Origin of the sequence: Komagataeibacter sp. FNDCF1 (assembly GCF_021295335.1) — a bacterium.
In the GTDB taxonomy this organism is placed as follows: Bacteria; Pseudomonadota; Alphaproteobacteria; order Acetobacterales; family Acetobacteraceae; genus Komagataeibacter.
The window spans coordinates 598,668-615,277 of sequence record NZ_JAIWOT010000001.1 but is presented as its reverse complement, the minus strand read 5'-3'; the positions used below and the strand labels follow the sequence as shown (position 1 = coordinate 615,277).

Sequence of the window (16,610 nt, the reverse complement as noted above, 5' to 3'; positions counted from 1 at the left end):
ACCGCTTCCATCACGTCACAGAGGGAAACCATATGACCAGATAATTCCCCCGATAAAAGCTGAAAAACGGTCTCCTGCCGCAACAGGCATCCGTTCTGTTCCTGTCACGAACATGCGGGCGGGACAACCGCCATGGCCCGCCCGGATAACTGTTCCAATATCGCCTGCAGGGCGCGGCCATCCCGCCGCCACCGGAACGGAGCGTTGTCATGGGATGCGGATGGCGGTATGGCTGCGGGATCAGGCATCCGGCATGCCGTCTTTGTAACGGATCGTTTGCACCATGCATGTTCTTCCGGTCGTGCCCTGGCTGAAGCGCCGCCATGTCCTGATGCTGGCTGGCGCGACCACGATTGCGGCATGCGCGCCCCGTGCGCATGGCACGCTGTCCGGCGGTTCCGGCATGCGCGCCGTGGACCGCAGGCTACGGCAGGCGGTAACCCTGCATGAAGCGCCCGGTGTCGTATGCGCCATCGGCCATGACCAGCAGGTCGTGCATCGGGCCGTATACGGCCAGCGCGCCGTAACGCCCGTGGCCGAGGCGATGACATGGGACACGGTGTTCGACATGGCATCACTGACCAAGCCGGTCATCTCCGCCCCCTGTGTCATGCAGCTGTGGGAACAGGGCCTGTTCCAGCTTGATGATCCCGTGTGCCATTATCTGCCGCAGTTCGCCGCCGCCGGCAAAGCCCCCGTTACCATCCGGCACCTGCTTACCCATTATTCCGGCCTGCCGCCCGATCTGGACCTGACCCGGCCATGGCAGGGCCGCGATGAAGCCTTCCGCCGCACAATGGGGAGTGCACCATCCCGGCCGCCGGGCACGGCGTTCATCTACAGTGACATCAATTTTCTCACGCTGGGCTTCCTGATCGAGAAACTGTCCGGCATGACGCTGGATGCGTATGCCACGCGCTTTGTCCTGACACCGCTGGGCATGCGCCAGTCCCGCTTCCTGCCGCCCGATACATGGCGCCCCCGCATCGCCCCGACCCAGCCGGACGAACAGGGTCATATGCTGCGCGGGCAGGTACATGACCCGTCATCGCGCCGCATGGGCGGGGTTGCGGGACATGCGGGCCTGTTTTCCGATGCCGCCGATATGTGCCTCTATGCGCAGGCCCTGCTTGACCGCCGGGCGGGAAGGCAGTCCACCTTTCCCCTGCGGCAGCAGACCGTGCTGCTCATGACCACACCGCAGCAGCCACCGGGCATGTCGGACCTGCGGGGCCTGGGGTGGGATATTTCCACGCATTATTCCTCCGTGCGGGGGGACAGGTTCCCGGTCGGCTCCTTTGGGCATACCGGCTTTACCGGGACGTCGGTCTGGCTTGATCCCGGCAGTGACAGCTATGTCGTGATCCTGACCAGCCGCCTGCATCCTGACGGGCATGGCAATGTCGTGCGCCTGCGCCACGATGTGGCGACGGCTGCCGCCCTTGCCCTCGTCCCGTAACGGGCCGGAACGTTTTTTCCCTCACTCCCGGAGCATATGGCCCATGGCCCTGAACAGCAGCGTCCCGCCCCCACCCATTGCCACGGAGGGACAGGACCCCCGTTATGCGGATGTGGATACCTGGCCCGTTGCTTCCGTGCTGGACGCGCTGGTGGAATCCCAGATGAGCGCCATCGCCGCCGTTCGCGCCGCATCGGCAGAACTGGAGCGCGCCGTGGATGCCGCCCTGCCACGCCTGCTGGCAGGCGGGCGGCTGTTCTACGTCGGCGCAGGCACATCGGGCCGGATCGGCATGCAGGATGGGGTGGAACTCCTGCCCACCTTCGGCTGGTCGCCAGAACGGCTGGTACTGCTGCTGGCAGGCGGGACTGACGCCATCCATCAGGCGGCGGAAGGCGCCGAGGACCGTGAGGATGCGGCACGAGCGGACATCCTGGCGCATGCCCCCGGCCCCGATGATGTAGTGCTGGGCATCGCCGCCAGCGGCTCCACGCCCTATACCTGTGCCGCGATTACGGCCGCGCGCGCGGCCGGCAGCCTGACCATCGGCATCGCCTGCAATCCGGATGGCAGGCTTCTGGATGTGGCAGAGCTGGGCATTGCCATCGTGACGGGGCCGGAAGTCATTTCCGGTTCCACCCGGCTCAAGGCCGGTACGGCGCAGAAAGCGACGCTGAACCTGATCTCCACCACGCTCATGATCCGCATGGGCCATGCCTACCGGGGGCAGATGGTGGACATGCGCGTGGTCAATGCCAAGCTGCAGCAGCGTGCGTGCCGCATGGTCCGCAACCTGACCGGTAGCACGCAGCAGCAGGCGCTTGATGCGCTTGAGATGACACGGTTCAATGTCAAGCGCGCCGTCATGATCCGTTCGGGCATTCCCCCTGCGCAGGTCGAGCCGCTGCTCCGTCTCCATCATGGCAACCTGCGCACGATCCTTGCCAGTGTGGAGACGCCGCAGCCCCGCACATCCGGCACGCCATGACCGGACCCTCCCCCCATGATCAGCGGATACAGGATGGATGGCATGACAGGGGATGGCAAAAGTCCCGGCCCGTTGCATGATGGAGGAATGCGGGCAGCCACGTCCACATCCCGGCGTGCCAGCCTGCGTGATTGCGAAATGAACGGGGCGCAGGCATGGACCGGGTAATGAATGTCATCGGTCTCATGAGCGGTACGTCGCTTGACGGAGTGGATGCCGCGGTTATTCAGACAGATGGGGAACGGATTGCCGGGTACGGGCCTGACATCAGCCTGCCCTACCCCGCGATGTTACGCCAGCGCGCCCGGAAAATTCTCGATCGCGCACCCGGACTGTCCCACGATGATCCGGAACTGAAGGCCGTGGAGCATGAAATCACCCGCCATCATGTTGCGGCAGTGCGCCAGTTGCAGGCGTGCGTGCCGGATATCGACCTGATCGGCTTCCATGGCCAGACCATCCTGCATGCCCCGGACCGGCACAGGACATGGCAGATTGGCGATGCGGCACTGCTCTCACACGAGAGCGGGCTTGCCGTGGTCCATGATTTCCGGAGTGCCGACGTGGCGGCAGGCGGTGAAGGCGCGCCGCTGGTGCCATGGTACCACGCCGCCCTGCTGCACGATGCACCGCTGCCGGTTGCGGTGCTGAATATCGGGGGGGTGGCGAATGTCACGCTGATCGATGCGGACAGGACCATCCATGCCTGCGATACCGGGCCGGGCAATGCCCTGCTGGATGACTGGGCCTTTCGCCATACCGGCACGGCCTGTGACATTGATGGCCGTCTGGCCAGCAGGGGCACGGTCAACCGGACAGTCCTGGAACATCTGCTGTCCGACCCCTATTTTACGCGTCCCGCCCCGAAATCGCTGGACCGGCAGACATTCGCATCCGCCCTGGAGCGTGTGTCCGCCTGCACGCCCGCCGATGGTGCGGCGACCCTTGCCGCCTTTACCATCGAAGCCATCCGCCGCACGCCGCTCCCCGCCACCCCGGCGCGGTGGTATGTCTGTGGTGGCGGGCGGCATAATCCCGTTCTGATGCACGGGTTGCAGGCAGCGCTGGGCGTGCCGGTCGCGCCGGTGGACGGTCTTGGCTGGAATGGTGATGCGCTGGAGGCGCAGTGTTTCGGCTTCCTTGCCGTGCGCAGCATCCGTGGGCTACCGCTCTCCGCACCCACGATTACAGGGGCACCGGGCGGTCTGTCCGGCGGTCGCCTGACCTGTGCGGGTCTCATGCCCGTTCCGGCATGGATCCATAAAACCGGCGGGACATCTTCATGAACGCGGCCCTTTCCCCCGGCGTCCTGTACCGCTCACTTTATCGGTAATTGCGAGCCAGTCGTAATTGCGGCAAGGTAACGGGAATTCGGGATGCATCGTGCCGGCATTCATGGCTTCTGCAGGCATGGCGCCCCTGTCTCCCGTGTCGTCATAAAAGGAAACGCCTCATGCCTGTCTCCTCCTTCAGAGTATCAGCCGCCCTTGTTGCGGGACTGGCCGCGCTGCCCGTGATGGCTCATGCCGCCGATACCGCATCGGCCCATCTGGTCGGGACGGACGGAACGGATCGTGGCACCGCCAGCATTACGGAAGCACCCAAGGGGGTGATCTTACGTGTTGAGGCCAAGGGGCTGACACCGGGCTGGCATGGCATTCATTTCCATGAAAAGGGCGATTGCGGGCCCCCGAAATTCACCAGCGCCGGATCGCATGTGCATGCGGCCACCCCTGTTGTCCATGGCCTGCTGAACCCGAATGCAAATGATGCGGGGGACCTGCCAAATCTTTTCGTCAGTCAGGACGGAACCGGAACGGCGGAATTCTATTCCACGCTGGTCTCGCTCAACGGAAAGGACGGGCGTCCCGCCCTGCTAGACGCCGATGGCGCGTCACTGGTCATCCATGCCAATCCGGATGACTATAAAACCCAGCCGATCGGCGGCGCGGGAGATCGTCTGATCTGCGGGGTGATCCGCTAGTTCTGGCATCCATGGCAAAAGGCTGCCCTGTCCGCAGGGTGGTCCGTGCCCGGTCCTGCAAGGGCATATCCGGATTTATGGTACGGGACCGGATGCATGCCGATCCACCGTGAAATCAAGGCGGTAGGATGACTGGTCGGCCGACCGCCACTGGCGCCCTGCATGAATGTCCGGGTCATGGGGGAGCAGTGTATTGACCAGGTAAACCCTGTCATGCCCCATGGCATGACTGGTGCAGGCCAGCCGGTATGGACCCGGGCCCAAGGCAACCCCGATATCGAAGCGGAGGGTGATCACGCCATCCCCCGCCCGCATGGCCGCGACGGAGGGAAATGCTGCCTCCCCCACCTTCAGCGCAACCTGATGGCCATTGAGGGAAAACGACAGTTCGCGTGCAACCTGCCCCGCGTAATCCTGCTGCTCCCGTGGGGACAGGACACCATCGCCATTGGTGTCAATCTGGTGGATCACATTGGGCGCCACCTCAATGCCGGGCGTCAGGCGCACGGCAAGGGTGATATGCTGCCGGGTAACATCAATCACCGTAGCCTGCAGGTATTCATCCAGCCGGTGCGCATGGGCGGGCGCGGCCAGCGCCACCAGCCCGATGGCCGCCAGCACCGGCGCCATGGCCCGCCCGCCGTTCATGGCATCGTATACCGGCTGCCATAGCTGTCGGTAGGGTCACGATAGACCGTATGCACATGCATGGTCGGATCATCACCCACCCCCTGCGGGGAGAATTCGATCAGCAGCCGTGGCCCCTGAATACGGTAATAGGATGACCCGTTATGCCCCGGCACATGGGTGACGGGGCCACTCCATGCGAACCATGTCCGGTCCAGATCATCCCGGATTTCCTTCAGGCGCGGAATGGCATACGCATCGTTGATGATCCCGGCCCATTCCGTGATCACACCCATCAGCAGGTCCTTCTGGACATCCGTCAGGTCAGCCCCCTTTATCCCTTCGGGTATAAGGGTCTCACCGTCATGGCCCGGCCCCTGCACCAGATCCTCCACCCTGTAGGGCAGGATGGCCTGCTTGCGCTGCCGTGCATCCAGTGCGTCCAGCAGGGCGAAGGCGCGGTCATTCTCATCCGCGAGCACGCGCACCGTCTTTCCGCCCGACCGGTAGATCGCGGGCTGGGCCCCCGTCAGCGTTGGCGTCATGACACCGTGCACGCCATCAATGACGATATTGAGGCCAAGATGATGGCCGCCGAACTGGATCATCCAGGGTTTTGTCTCCCCCGGTTCCCCAAGGATCGCGATGGTATAGACTGACCGGCCGGAGGCAAATGGCGTGCCACTGTCAGCCAGCGCCTGGTCCGCCCCCATGATGTCCAGCACCTTCTGGTAGCCCCGCGCGCTCAGCACCGTTTGGAGCAGATGCATCGCGGCGGTGCGCTGGCCTGCGCTCAGCTGGCCCATCTGCAGGCCAGGCCGGGGCACGTCACTTACGGGAAAATTCGACCAGACCGCCGTACCGTAGCGCTCGCCCATGAAACCGCCTGGCGGCCCCATGCCCGGCCCGCGCGGGGCGGGCGCTGTGGCCTGCGCATCCGTTACCGGCTGGACGGGCTGGTCCGGCGCGCTCCGGCGGAAGCGGGCCAGCGTGCCTGATTTCTGTGTAACAAAGGGAAACTGCACCCGGGCGCGACCAGCCGCGTCAAATGTTGCCACAAAATCCCGCGCGGCGCCTGCAACCATCGCTGTCCGGCTGGCGGGCATATCTTCTCCTGCACCGACCGGGGCCGCGGCACGGGTGGGAACAGTCATCATCATGCCCGGCAGAATGCCCAGAAACAGCCCGCCCGTTACAAGAGAAATCTTTCGCATCAGTCCTCTGACCCACCCCACGACGGCACGTGGTTCCTGTTACCGTGCGGACTGTGCATGCGTCCGACCATGGGATCAAGGGCTTTCTCCCCCGCACTTTTTGCGTCCACAATAGGCCCTGCCATCATGCAGCGGCGCGGCACTGACAACCCGCCGCATGACAGCCCACACCGTGCAACCCACCCGTCAGGAAATCATCATGTCCCTGCCCGAGCGTCCGTCCACACCCGGCCTGCCATGGCTTTTCTCCCTGCTGGTGGCGGGCACTGCCCTTGCCACGCCGGGCGTGGCAAGGGCCCATGGCACCAGCTGTGCCGATCTGGCCCGCCATGCCCTGCCGGATGCGACCTTTACCACGGTCGAGACCGTGGCGGCGGGAAGCTGGCACACCCCGCAGGACCAGCTGAGCCATATCATGTCCGCTCCCGGCATGAACCTGGCCGGACATCCGGCGCAGGCTCCCAATCCTGCTTTCTGTCGTGTGGCCATCACGCTCCATCCGTCCGCCGATTCAAAAATCCGCACGGAAATCTGGCTGCCGCTTGCAGGCTGGAACGGCAGGCTGCTGGGGGTCGGCAATTTCGGCTGGGCCGGGTCGCTCATGTATGATGGAATGGCAACCGGCGTGGGCGAAGGTTACGCCGTGGCCAGCACCGATACGGGGCATGACAGTTCCACCCCCGAAGGCCAGGGGGGCCGGTTTACGCTTGGCCACCCCGAAAAGATGATCGATTACGCCTATCGTGCCGATCACCTGATGACGGTCGCGGCCAGGATGCTGGTCAGGACGTTCTATGGCAGGAAGGCCACACATGCCTACTGGATCGGCTGCTCGCTGGGCGGGCTGGAAGGACTGATCGAAGCCAGGCGCTACCCCACGGATTATGACGGGATCGTGGCGGGGGCACCCCCCAATCCGATCGTGAATTTCAACGCCGAACAGCTATGGGCCGGCTGGATGAGCTATCATGATCCGGCGTTGCGGGTATCACACGACAAATTCCACCTGCTGAATATGGCGGTCATGAATGCCTGTGCCTCCCCCGTCGGGAAAAAGCAGGGCTTTCTGGACGAACCGGATACATGCACCTTCACGCCCGCGCAGATCCGGTGCAGCGGGAAGAACACCGCAAAATGCCTGACCGCCGATGAGGTGCAGGCGGCCCAGAACATCTATCAGGGCCCGCTTGACCCCCAGACGCATCAGGTCATCTTCCCCGGCCCGGCCAAAGGCAGCGAGGATGGTTTTTCAGCCGATGGCAAGGCATTTCCAGTGGCCCTTGACCTGTTCAGTTACGCGGCCTTCCAGAACCCGGACTGGGACTGGACAACCCTGAAATGGGACACCGACGTGCAGGAAGCCACCCGCAGGATTGGCCCGCTCCTGCATGTGGATGACAACCTGACCCCCTTCTTTCGCCATGGCGGCAGGCTGCTCATGTATATCGGCTGGAACGATGGCCATAATCCGGAACAGCTGGCAGGATACTACCAGTCGGTCCGGCGCAATGCAGGCCGCGCTGGTACGGATGCCGTGCGGCTCATCACCATTCCCGGCATGGGCCACTGTTATGGGGGGGCGGGCTGCGATACGTTCAGCAAACTGGGGGCGATCGATAACTGGGTCAGCCATGGACAGGCACCCGCGCAGATCATCGCAGCGCGCGTGGATAACGGGCGGGTCGTCCGGACCCGGCCGCTCTGCGCATGGCCGAAGGTGGCCCGGTACGATGGCCATGGAAACATGGAGGACGCCAGCAGCTTCGCCTGCGCTGACCCCACGCCCCGCTGATCACGCATGAAATGGCCGGCCCTGACGGGACCGGCCCGGGTCACGGGTTGTCTGGTCCTGAAACTGGTGCGGTTTCATTACATTCATGTGCGATAACAGCATGGCCATATGATATTCTGGCCTGCCCCTGCCCCTGTTCCGGCAGGGGGTTGCCCATCCATTCCCTGATATGGTTGGCCCGATCCCCAGTAATTTCGCGTTTTTGCAGGAAACGGGCATGACTACCGTCCCATTTCCTGAGCGGGTGGAGAATGCGTTCCGGCGTGGTTCTGATATCGGTCAGTTGACAGTCCACGCAGACAGATGCCGGGCCAGTGCCGGGATGGCTAGTCAGGGGGGTCGAAGCGACTGACCTCGATACCCGTGCCCACGGGCAGTATTACGCTGGACATGCCCGGCAGCGCACGGATGGCGCGACCATAGCGTTTCACATCCTCCGTCCCCGGTCGGATCATGTTGTCCGCCACAATAATGGCGCCGGGATCAAGACGGGAATGGAAAGCTTCCAGACACGGCACATAGAGATCTTTCCGCAGGTCAACGAATACGAAATCAACCCTGTCCGTCAGTTCACCGATCATTCGCACGGCGTCCCCCACGCGGAAGTCGATCCAGTCGGCCAGTCCGGCCTGTCGGGCCATCTGCCGGGCATGGTCGGATTTGCACCCATGCAGTTCCATGGTGACCACCGTGCCATCCGTCGCGCGCGCGGCCTCGGCCAGCCACAGGGTGGAATAGCCAAATGATGTGCCCGGTTCGAGAATGCGCGGGCGCTTCAGGCTGCGGGCGAGAATAGTGAGCAACTGCCCGGTTTCCGGCCCGATGGCACGCATGCGCTGGTCATGCCCGCCATCGCGGCCGCCCGGCGGCTCCACGCGTGGCTGGCTGCGCTCGGCATGCATGCGGTCATGATAGCGTTCGGGAACTGCCGTAATCCTGTCATCCATGCCTGCATTCCCTGCCGTCGGGTGTGTCAGCCTGTATCTGCCCGACCGCGCGGGCCGTAGTGCTGTCGGGTGCCTGGAAACCCCACATGGCCTTCGGAGGGAAAAGTCCGGTGGCCGTGACCGTCTGCGTGTCTCTTCCTGTGCTTCATAATATCGATATAATTCCCGATACATCTTGATTCAGGACATATCCGGATGTGCTTCCTGCCGGCCTGTATGAACGGCCCCGGCGCAGCCCTGCCGTCCCTGCTCGGCCCCATATCGTACGCATGCGTTACGCAGCCACATCCACCAGCAGCACGACCGCGTTTTCCCGCGCCATGACGGTCAGGTCCGTGGTATCAGCCAGGTCCGCCGCATCGCCTCCGTTCAGGACACTTCCCGCAATGCTGACGGAGCCTGAAACCACGACAAGACAGAGATCCCGCCCGCTGGTGGTACCATAGGCCGCGCCCTCCCCCGCCGGGATTGTGGCATGGGCCAGTCGCGCCCGCGCGCTGAGCGCCACGGGCGCGCCGTCGCTCACGTTTCCGCTTTCCTTGGGGTCATCCTCCGGAAAGCCGGAGGCGAGTATATGAAAACCGCCATCCCCTTCCAGCGTGGATACCGCGCGCATTTCCTGCGCGGGGGTGGTTCCTTCGATATCGGCCAGCAGCCAGAACTGCACGAACGTGGCGCCTTGCGGCCCCGCTGCCCATTGCAGGGTCGCGCATCCGCTGCCCGTGCTGGCCAGATGCACGTCACCCGCGCCAAGCCGCGCTGGCGCAAACCCGTCCATATGCGCGCACAGGCTGCCCGCATGCAGCCATGTCACGATATCGACGCTGGCTTCCGGCCCCAGGTGATACGTCTCCGCCGGTCCCATCGTGCCAAGGTTGAGGGCACGTAGGCGGCCCTCATGCGCATGCGCGGGGTCGGTGTAATCGGCAAATGCGAAGTGGCATCGCAGCACCAGGCCGCCCGAATGCGCGGTACCAAGCGTATCCGCCCGTCTTATGTCCATCATTTTGCCATCTCAGCCATGCTTTCCTGCCTTCCTTTTCTTCTGTTCCGGGTAAAGATCCTGCCATCCACCGCCCACCGCACGGTAGAGACGGGTCACGGAATCCGCGACATGCGCCGTGGCATCCGCCAGTGCCGCCTGGGATGACAGCAGCGCGTTCTGCAGGGTCAGCACATTCAGGAAATCGGATGAACCCTGAACATACTGCGCCTTGGCCGTCTCCACCGCGATCCCGTTCTCGTGCACGGCTTCGGCCAGTTCGTCGCGCCGCTTCTGCGCTGCCGTAAAGTCGGCCATGGCGTCATCGATTTCCTGCCATGCCTTGAGTACGGTGCGCTGGAACATCGTCGCCGCCTCCTTCTGCTGGGCGCGGCGCAGGTGCAACTGCCCGGTCAGGCGGCCGCCTTCGAATATGGGCAGTGTCGCCGTGGGACCAAAACCGTACTGGCGCGATGCCCATGACCCCAGCCCGCTGAACTGCAGGGCCTGCACGTCCAGACTACCCGAAAGCGTGATGCGCGGAAAGAAATCGGCAATGGCAACACCAATGCTGGCTGTTGCCGCATGCAGCCGGTCCGCCGCCATGCGGATATCGGGGCGGCGTTCGGCCAGTTCGGATGGCAGGCCGACCGGAATGGTGGGAGGCACCACCGGAATGGGGGCCGATGGACCAAGTTCGGCATCCAGTGCGCCGGGCTCACGCGCTACAAGGAAGCTCAGTGCATTGAGCAGGTGCGTGGCCTGTGCCTTCAGCGGTGCAAGGCGGGAGGTGAAGGTGTGCAGCTGCCCCGTCGCCTCCGCCACATCCAGCCTTGTGGCGGCCCCCTGCTGCAGGCGCATCGTGGTCAGGCGGACGCTGTTGGTGGCGATGTCGATGTTATGTTCAAGAATGCCGATCTGGGTCTGGGTCGCACGCAGGTCGATATAGTCCTGCGCGGTTTCCGCCATGAGCGAGACCAGGATGTCGCGCCGCATTTCCTCGGTGGCGTGCATGGCCGCCGTTGCCGCTTCCACCTGCCGGCGCACATGGCCCCACAGGTCCACTTCCCATGATGCATTCATGCCGTATTGCGGCAGGTTGAACGACGGATTGCCCACGCTGCCCGGCAGCGCGGTGGGGCCAAAGCCCTGCGTGCCCGATGCGACGGAGCCCGCGCCTTCACGTTCCATCGTGCCCAGCAGCCCCAGTATGCCATTGGTGCTGGCCCGTTCACGCGCGTAGGACGCATTGGCCTCGGCATGCGGGAACTGTGCGGCGCTGGCGATCCGCCTTTCCGCCTGGCTCTGCATAAGCCGCAGGCTGGCGGCTTTCAGATCAAGGTTGCTGGCCGCCACTTCGTTTTCCAGCCGGGTCAGCAGCGGGTCGTTGAACAGCTTCCACCACTGCGGGTCGGTCGATGCGGTGCTGACCGTGCTTTCGGCGGGCGGCTGGGTATCACGCCATGTGGCGGGCGCCTTGACCTGGGGCTTGTGGTAGGTCGGACCGACCGTGCAGCCCGCCAGCGCCGACAGCCCGACAAGGAGGAAACGCTTCATGGCCTTACTGCCAGACATAGCGGGCATCACCGGCATGCGGGCCTTCGGGTCTGGAGGACGTATCGATATTCACTTCCACCGACATGCCGACGCGCACACGGTCCGCAAGCGGCTGGCCGGGGTCGAATGTCAGCTTGACCGGAATGCGCTGCACCACCTTGGTAAAGTTGCCGGTGGCGTTATCGGGCTGGATGGGGGCGAAGGCAACGCCCGTAGCGGGGGCCAGCGAATCCACATGCGCTTTCAGCGGGTGGCCGGGGAAGGTATCGACCCATATGGTCGCGGCCTGCCCGGTCTGCACCTTTGTCAGCTGCGTTTCCTGAAAATTGGCCAGCACGTAGGCTTCATGCGTTGGTACCACCGCCAGGATGCCGGTGCCCGCATGCACGTAGTTACCCACGCGCACGCCACGCTCGCCCACCACGCCATCCATGGGGGCGGGAATGGTGCAGTAGGACAGGTTCAGTTCGGCCTGCTTCTCATCCCCCTGCGCGCGCAGCAGCATGCCACGGGCGCGCTCAAGCTGGCCCCTGAGCACATCCACCTGCCTTGTGGCGGCATCCACGCCAGCGCTCTCGCGCGCAATTGCGGCCTGCGCTTCTTTTTCCTGTGCCTCGGAATGCTGCTTCTGCTCGATCGTGCCTGCCCCGCCCGATGACAGGTTGCGGTACCGCGCAGCGTTAAGATGCGCGAACGCCAGGTCCGCCTCATCGGACTGCACGGCGGCGCGCGCGCCCGCGATGACCGCATCCTGCCGGGCCAGTTCGGCCTCGAGGTTGCTCACGTCACCCTGCGCCGCCTGCCGGTTGCCGCGCGCCACGTCCAGAGCGGCGCGGTAGTCGTCATCCTCGATATGGGCCAGTTCCTCACCCGCATGGACCTGCTCGTTATCCTGCGCGATCACGCGGTCTATGCGGCCCGATACCTTTGGGGCGACGGTGGGGAAGTCGGCGATAACATAGGCATCATTGGTGTACTGGCTGATGCCATCGCCATTGACCAGACGCGCGCCCCCCCAGGCGACAAGGGCCAGCACGACGGCGGTGCAGCCTGCGTAAAGCAGCGGTTTCCTGTAGATCATGATCGGTAATTCCGGGTTAGCGGGCTGGAGCAGCGGGTGAAGGCGCCTGCGGTGGATAGACACGGCGCGGCAGGACAAGATTCATGACGGCATAGAAAAGACAGACCCAGATCAGGATGTAGTAGATATCGTTCAGCGCCAGCACGAGCGCCTGCTCATGCACGTAGGTGTGGAATACCTGCAGCGCGTTGCGCGCCACATGCGCACTGTCGGGCGATGTGGGGGCAAGCTGCTGGCTGATCGGGTTGCCCATGCCCTGCAGGGCAAGCTGGTGGGTGCCGTGGTGGTCAAGCAGCATGGTGGAGTGGTACTGCTCGCGCCGCCGGGTCAGCGCGCCGAATATGGCAAATGCCACCGCATTGGCCAGCCCCTTGAGCATGTTCACCATGCCGGAGATGAACGGCCCGTCGGCCGGACCCATGGCCATGGTGGCCAGCATGAGCGTGGGGATGACGGTCATGGGCTGACCAAAGACCTGCAGCACCTGCAGAAGGTAGAAATTGTCGCGCACCCAGTCCACCGTCAGCCACGTACCCAGCCACGCTGATGCCGCAAGGCACAGCATGCCCCCCGCCAGCACGAAGCGGCAGTCCACCCGGCGGCTGTTGCATATGGCGGCAATGAGCGGCAGCATGACCAGCTGCGGCAGCGCCACCACCAGTGACACCGGGGCCGCCTGTATGGGGCGGTAGCCGCGCACGCCCTCCAGATACACGGCCGGGATGTCCCCCATCATCGCGCAGATGGCCAGAATGCCCACCAGCGAGAGCAGCGATGCCTGGATATTGCGTGAACGCCAGTACTGGATACGGAAATACGGGCTGGGATGATACGCCTCGTTGATGACGAACACGATGAAAGCCGCCCCACCCCAGAAGGCAAGGTCGGTAATGACCGGGGAGCGGAACCAGTCCAGCCGGTCACCCTGGTACAGCACGATGACCAGCGAACAGATCGCGGGCAGCCCCACAAGGATGCCCAGCCAGTTGAACTTCTCGAAGCGTTCGAAATGCATCGGGTCACGCGGCAGGCCGTAGGCCATCATGGCGATGGCAAGGGCGGCTGTCGGAATGATCTCCCAGTACAGCCAGTGCCAGCCTGCGTGCTCGAACCAGAAGGCTTCCAGCGGCAGGCCCAGATTGGGGCCGAAGGTGGCACTCATGGCATAGCCGCCAATGCCGAACACGCGGATCTGCGGTGGCAGGTATTTGAGCATGACGGTCATGAGCACCGGCGGCAGGCACCCCCCGGCCAGCCCCTGGAAGGCACGCAGGATGCACAATGATGCCACATCGGGCATGAAGGGTGCCGGGATGGACAGCAGCGCCAGCATCGCCGTCATGAAAATCGAGAAACGGTAGATCGAGAACGTCATGTAGAACCACGGCGTGAACGCCATGGCGGCAATGTTGAACGCCTCGTATATCGCGATGACCCACGTGCCTTCATCGTGGCCGATGTGCATCGCGCCACGGATATCGGACAGGCCGATCTCGGTCACGTGCTCGTTGAAGCCCGCCACATGGACCGCCAGCAGCATGCCAAGGCAGCCGATGACCGTCCGCACGCCAAAAGGCGGGATATAGGACGGCCTTGGCGGTGCGGCATGGATGACTGGCCCATCAGCCGCGGATGCGGAAGCGACGTTGTTCATGCCCGCACTTGATCCCGACCCCGCAGCCGCCGACAACCCCCATTTATGTCAGGCGACGATTTCGATTTTCGGAAGGGCGGGATCGTGGCGGGACGGCAGGTACCGGTCAGCCGGTCCGTGCATCCCGCCATCCGGTACCATCATGACGGGATGGGCCGTCAGCCTGCCGCCTTGAGCAGGCGCGATGCCCGGCTGAGCGCCATGACGGGGAAGAACTGCCGGTACAGATCATAACGCAGCATGAATGCACGCGAGAGTTCCGCCCCCTGCTGCAGCCGCTTTGACAGGGCCGGGTCATCAAGCCGGATGTTCTGGCCAACCCCGTAGCCGGGGAAGCCGGTGCCGGTGAACTCCTTCTCATCCCAGCTGCCATCGGGCCGCTGCAGGTCGATCAGGAAGCGGCACCCGCGTGCAATCGCTTCATGGTCCTGCGTGCGATTGGCGGCGATCAGCCCCATCAGCGCCCATGCGGTCTGTGACGGGGTGGCCTGACCATGCCCTATGGACGCGATGTCCATGTAGGATGCACAGCTTTCACCCCATCCGCCATTGTCCTGCTGGCGGCTGCGCAGCCAGTCACAGGCCCGGGCGATGTAGGGCTGGGTCATGTCCTCGCCTATCGCGGCAAGGGCAGGCAGCACGGCGCCCGTGCCATACAGGTAATTGACCCCCCAGCGGCCGAACCATGCGCCGTCCGCCGCCTGCTCCGCACGGATATAGGCCAGCCCGCGCCGGATTGCCGGCATGTCGCGCGGCAGGCCAAGCAGGCCGAAGGCTTCCAGCACATGGGCCGTCACGTCAACGGATGGCGGGTCGAGGGCCTCACCAAAATCACAGAACGGAATTTTTGCCAGCAGCGCCCGGTTGTTGTCCTTGTCGAACGCGCCCCAGCCACCGCTTGTGCTCTGCATGGCGACAAGCCAGTTCACCCCGCGGGTAATGGCTTCCCCGACACCACGCGCCTGCCATTCCGGACGGTGGCGGCACGATGAGAGCGCGATCAGCGCCACCGCCGTGTCATCCGTGTCAGGATAGCGGTCATTCGCGTATTCGAACGCCCAGCCGCCCGGTTCCACATCCGGCAGCTTGATCGACCAGTCGCCCTTTACCCGGACCTGATGGTCGAGCAGCCAGCCCAGCGCCTTGTCCATCTCGGGGGTGAAGCGGTCCTCCGCCCGTGCATCATGCAGTGCCATCAGCGCAAGCATGGTGTCCCATACCGGGCTGTTCGTCGCCTGGATCCAGCTTGCATCGCCCCTGTCATGGCGCCAGCCGGGATCATCCAGCGCCGACAGGGCCTTGGCCATGACGGGATGGTGGAACTGGTAGTCCTCCCCATGCAGCGCCATCAGGCCGTAAACCCATGGTGGCTGGATGCCACCCCAGCCACCATCAGCGTCCTGATGGCGGATGATCCATTCCAGCATGTGCCGGATCGCGGCTTCACGCATGGTGTTGCGCTTGAGAAAGCGGGACTGGAGCCAGTGCAGGCCACGATCCGTCGTGCGGAAGAAACTGGCCCACAGGTCCCGCCCCCCACGCCGGGGCAGTTCGTAGTCAAAGCGTTCACGCCCACCGGGGAAGAGCGCATCCAGCCGGTCCTGCGGGCGCAGGGGGCGTGCGGGGCGGCGGGCGGAGAGGATGGCCAGCGGCACCAGTGTCGCACGCGCCCACTGCGCGAAATTGTAGATGGAAAAAACGAAACTGTTGGGAAACCAGATGACTTCCGGCGGCAGGTTGGGTGTCTTTTCCCACGGCCATTCCCCGATCAGGGCAAGCCAGTAGCGCGTGAACACACGGATGTTCTTCAGCCCGCCCTTGCTGGCAATCCATGCGGCGGCCCTGCTCAGTTCGGGTTGATCCGCCGCATAACCCAGTGAGCGCAGGGCGGCGTAGGATTCGACCGTGGCGTTGATGTCCCCGTTGCCCGAACCGTAATAGATGCCCCAGGACCCGTCCTCACGCTGCATTTCCAGCAGGGCGCGGCCCAGGCGGGGGCGCAGCGGATGATCCTCGAGGCCAAGGAACCACAGCGCCAGACACCATTCCGCCTCCATGGAGGCATTGGACGCCACCGGCCCCACCCAGTGGCCATCGGGTTTCTGCTGGCCGATCATCCATTCGCTGGCGGCGGAAATCGTATGGGCCAGGCTGTTGTCGAGCGAGCGGAAAAGCCCGGCCGTAGCCTGATCGGGCACGGCGCCATTCGCGGGCGCGTGACCGGGGGCGGAGGATGCGGTGTCAGAACCTGAAGCCTTCGGGGGGAAAGGGCGGCTTTCCTTGTTCATTTTTTCCATACCTGTGCGAAATGTCATGGAGGGTCTG

Annotated in this window: 13 protein-coding genes; 5 read left to right on the top strand and 8 right to left on the bottom strand. The window is 64.2% G+C overall.

Annotated elements, in window-relative coordinates; all coding sequences use genetic code 11:
* The first annotated feature begins 283 nt into the window (after nucleotides 1-283).
* The 4 genes from LDL32_RS02755 (at nucleotide 284) to sodC (ending at nucleotide 4,431) form a co-directional block, all read left to right on the top strand.
* A complete protein-coding gene (locus LDL32_RS02755; RefSeq protein WP_233064371.1) occupies nucleotides 284-1,459 on the top strand; it encodes a serine hydrolase in 1,176 nt (391 codons plus the stop codon).
* A 43-nt stretch (nucleotides 1,460-1,502) separates the two neighbouring features.
* Nucleotides 1,503-2,447, top strand: a complete 945-nt coding sequence (locus LDL32_RS02750; RefSeq protein ID WP_233064370.1) for an N-acetylmuramic acid 6-phosphate etherase — start codon at nucleotides 1,503-1,505, stop codon at nucleotides 2,445-2,447.
* Nucleotides 2,448-2,602: 155 nt separating this feature from the next.
* Nucleotides 2,603-3,733: an anhydro-N-acetylmuramic acid kinase gene (locus LDL32_RS02745; RefSeq protein ID WP_233064369.1), complete on the top strand. Its 1,131-nt coding sequence runs from the start codon at nucleotides 2,603-2,605 to the stop codon at nucleotides 3,731-3,733.
* A 167-nt stretch (nucleotides 3,734-3,900) separates the two neighbouring features.
* Complete coding sequence (gene sodC / locus LDL32_RS02740) at nucleotides 3,901-4,431, top strand: superoxide dismutase[Cu-Zn] (RefSeq protein WP_233064368.1); 531 nt, start codon at nucleotides 3,901-3,903, stop codon at nucleotides 4,429-4,431.
* A gap of 75 nt (nucleotides 4,432-4,506) precedes the next feature.
* Here the strand turns inward: sodC and LDL32_RS02735 are convergent, their stop codons facing one another.
* Together LDL32_RS02735 and LDL32_RS02730 are read right to left on the bottom strand one after the other, a co-directional pair.
* Nucleotides 4,507-5,079, bottom strand: a complete 573-nt coding sequence (locus LDL32_RS02735; protein ID WP_233064367.1) for a hypothetical protein — start codon at nucleotides 5,077-5,079, stop codon at nucleotides 4,507-4,509.
* Complete coding sequence (locus LDL32_RS02730) at nucleotides 5,076-6,272, bottom strand: DUF3500 domain-containing protein (protein ID WP_233064365.1); 1,197 nt, start codon at nucleotides 6,270-6,272, stop codon at nucleotides 5,076-5,078. Before LDL32_RS02730 ends, LDL32_RS02735 begins: the two co-directional genes overlap by 4 nt.
* A gap of 199 nt (nucleotides 6,273-6,471) precedes the next feature.
* On the opposite strand from LDL32_RS02730, the gene LDL32_RS02725 reads away from it, so the two are divergent.
* A complete protein-coding gene (locus LDL32_RS02725; protein ID WP_370636740.1) occupies nucleotides 6,472-8,064 on the top strand; it encodes a tannase/feruloyl esterase family alpha/beta hydrolase in 1,593 nt (530 codons plus the stop codon).
* Nucleotides 8,065-8,390: 326 nt separating this feature from the next.
* Here LDL32_RS02725 and LDL32_RS02720 read toward each other — a convergent pair whose 3' ends face one another.
* The 6 genes from LDL32_RS02720 to shc form a co-directional block, all read right to left on the bottom strand.
* Nucleotides 8,391-9,011 (bottom strand): O-methyltransferase, encoded by a 621-nt coding sequence (locus tag LDL32_RS02720; protein ID WP_233064361.1) that lies wholly within the window; start codon nucleotides 9,009-9,011, stop codon nucleotides 8,391-8,393.
* A gap of 274 nt (nucleotides 9,012-9,285) precedes the next feature.
* Complete coding sequence (locus LDL32_RS02715) at nucleotides 9,286-10,017, bottom strand: hypothetical protein (protein WP_233064360.1); 732 nt, start codon at nucleotides 10,015-10,017, stop codon at nucleotides 9,286-9,288.
* A 9-nt stretch (nucleotides 10,018-10,026) separates the two neighbouring features.
* Complete coding sequence (locus LDL32_RS02710) at nucleotides 10,027-11,550, bottom strand: efflux transporter outer membrane subunit (protein WP_233064359.1); 1,524 nt, start codon at nucleotides 11,548-11,550, stop codon at nucleotides 10,027-10,029.
* 4 nt (nucleotides 11,551-11,554) lie between these two features.
* The gene (locus tag LDL32_RS02705; protein WP_233064358.1) at nucleotides 11,555-12,631 is read right to left on the bottom strand and encodes an HlyD family secretion protein; all 1,077 of its coding nucleotides are present in this window, start codon (nucleotides 12,629-12,631) and stop codon (nucleotides 11,555-11,557) included.
* Nucleotides 12,632-12,647: 16 nt separating this feature from the next.
* Nucleotides 12,648-14,285, bottom strand: a complete 1,638-nt coding sequence (locus tag LDL32_RS02700; RefSeq protein WP_233064357.1) for an MFS transporter — start codon at nucleotides 14,283-14,285, stop codon at nucleotides 12,648-12,650.
* Between the two features lie 158 nt (nucleotides 14,286-14,443).
* Nucleotides 14,444-16,582 carry a squalene--hopene cyclase gene (gene shc / locus LDL32_RS02695; protein ID WP_370636739.1) on the bottom strand — a complete coding sequence of 713 codons (2,139 nt, stop codon included), beginning with the start codon at nucleotides 16,580-16,582 and terminating at the stop codon, nucleotides 14,444-14,446.
* Between the last annotated feature and the right edge of the window lie 28 nt (nucleotides 16,583-16,610).

What these genes read in the sequence shown, in the direction of transcription:
- LDL32_RS02755 (WP_233064371.1), top strand. Translation starts at nt 284, where the DNA reads ATGCATGTTCTTCCGGTCGTGCCCTGGCTGAAGCGCCGCCATGTCCTG.
- LDL32_RS02710 (WP_233064359.1), bottom strand. Translation starts at nt 11,550, where the DNA reads ATGAAGCGTTTCCTCCTTGTCGGGCTGTCGGCGCTGGCGGGCTGCACG.
- LDL32_RS02735 (WP_233064367.1), bottom strand. Translation starts at nt 5,079, where the DNA reads ATGAACGGCGGGCGGGCCATGGCGCCGGTGCTGGCGGCCATCGGGCTG.
- LDL32_RS02750 (WP_233064370.1), top strand. Translation starts at nt 1,503, where the DNA reads ATGGCCCTGAACAGCAGCGTCCCGCCCCCACCCATTGCCACGGAGGGA.
- sodC (WP_233064368.1), top strand. Translation starts at nt 3,901, where the DNA reads ATGCCTGTCTCCTCCTTCAGAGTATCAGCCGCCCTTGTTGCGGGACTG.
- LDL32_RS02700 (WP_233064357.1), bottom strand. Translation starts at nt 14,285, where the DNA reads ATGAACAACGTCGCTTCCGCATCCGCGGCTGATGGGCCAGTCATCCAT.
- LDL32_RS02730 (WP_233064365.1), bottom strand. Translation starts at nt 6,272, where the DNA reads ATGCGAAAGATTTCTCTTGTAACGGGCGGGCTGTTTCTGGGCATTCTG.
- shc (WP_370636739.1), bottom strand. Translation starts at nt 16,582, where the DNA reads ATGGAAAAAATGAACAAGGAAAGCCGCCCTTTCCCCCCGAAGGCTTCA.
- LDL32_RS02725 (WP_370636740.1), top strand. Translation starts at nt 6,472, where the DNA reads ATGTCCCTGCCCGAGCGTCCGTCCACACCCGGCCTGCCATGGCTTTTC.
- LDL32_RS02745 (WP_233064369.1), top strand. Translation starts at nt 2,603, where the DNA reads ATGGACCGGGTAATGAATGTCATCGGTCTCATGAGCGGTACGTCGCTT.
- LDL32_RS02705 (WP_233064358.1), bottom strand. Translation starts at nt 12,631, where the DNA reads ATGATCTACAGGAAACCGCTGCTTTACGCAGGCTGCACCGCCGTCGTG.
- LDL32_RS02715 (WP_233064360.1), bottom strand. Translation starts at nt 10,017, where the DNA reads ATGATGGACATAAGACGGGCGGATACGCTTGGTACCGCGCATTCGGGC.
- LDL32_RS02720 (WP_233064361.1), bottom strand. Translation starts at nt 9,011, where the DNA reads ATGGATGACAGGATTACGGCAGTTCCCGAACGCTATCATGACCGCATG.